This window comes from Arthrobacter sp. M71 S08, assembly GCF_059089725.1.
Genome location: NZ_JBNHEY010000017.1, coordinates 1 through 1,147, shown reverse-complemented (window position 1 = coordinate 1,147; position 1,147 = coordinate 1). Strand labels below are relative to the sequence as shown.

At 60.2% G+C, this 1,147-nt stretch carries 1 pseudogene; it reads left to right on the top strand.

Going from position 1 to position 1,147, the window contains the following annotated elements:
• Nucleotides 1-334 precede the first annotated feature (334 nt).
• A pseudogene (locus AC5RTB_RS16555) lies at nt 335-906 on the top strand (recombinase family protein); the annotation flags it as partial.
• Between the last annotated feature and the right edge of the window lie 241 nt (nt 907-1,147).

Sequence of the window (1,147 nt, the reverse complement as noted above, 5' to 3'; positions counted from 1 at the left end):
CTCCGAGTTGGAGTGGGCCTTAGACAAGCCACATCCCACTCGGAGGTTCTCCCTAGTTCAACCAGGCTCGCCGCTACCAACGTCCTGGCCGGGTACATCTAGGCCGTTGCGCGGGACTATTCGAACGAGCTATCTGAGTTCACAGTGATGGACTAATCTGCAAGAAGTCTTGTATTCCTAGGGTTGCAACACACTAGGACGAGACAACCCCACTCCCCCGCCACTGCGACTCCCTCTGTGTCTTGCTACCCTGTCTCCTAGATAGGGTCATCCTTTCGTGACTGAGAAGTAGGTTGCGAGACAATTATGGGACCAAGCGACATAGAGGAGCCGCGTGGGTAAGCTCATCGGGTACGCGCGGGTATCAACTCGCGTTCAGGACACCGACCGGCAAGTCGCCGACTTACTCGCAGCCGGCGTCCGCCGCGATGACCTGTACATCGACCACGGCGTAGCGGTGCTCATGCGCGGCGGCCCCAGTTCGACAAAGCCCTCGACGCACTGCATGAAGGTGACACCTTGATCGTCACCACCCTCGATCGCCTCGGCCGCTCCACTTCCAACATGCTCGCCCTGGCCGATGAACTTCGAACTCAGAAGGTGAACCTGCGAGTCCTGAACCTCGGCGGCGGGAACGTCGACACTGGCACCCCCATGGGATCCATGGTCTTCACCGTCATGGCTGCCCTCGCGCAGATGGAGCTCGAGATCAAACGCGAACGCGTCAACGACTCCAACACCAAACGCCGCACCGCCGGCATCGACCTCGGCGGACGACGACCGATCTTCAGCGACAGCCAAATCGCCAACGCCCGCCGACTCATCGAACAAGGCCAACCCGCTTCCCACGTCGCCCGCGACCTCGGCATGTCCAGAGCCACCCTGTACCGGCGAATCGCCAACCTTGACGCACAGCAATGGATCGCCACGCTTCCCAGGGCCAGGGCAGTGCACAGCGCCGCCCCATCGATCTTCAACCAACCGCCTAGGAACACCGCCGTTGTGGGCCGCTAAGTCGACAAGAGCTGGGCAGTCCCATACGCCTGGTCGTTCAGTAGCGTAGGAGAGCTACTGCCTCGGTTACGGTAGGTAGTTCCTCTGATGACATGACGTGAATATCTCCGCCGTGTTGAAGTGTTTCGATTGC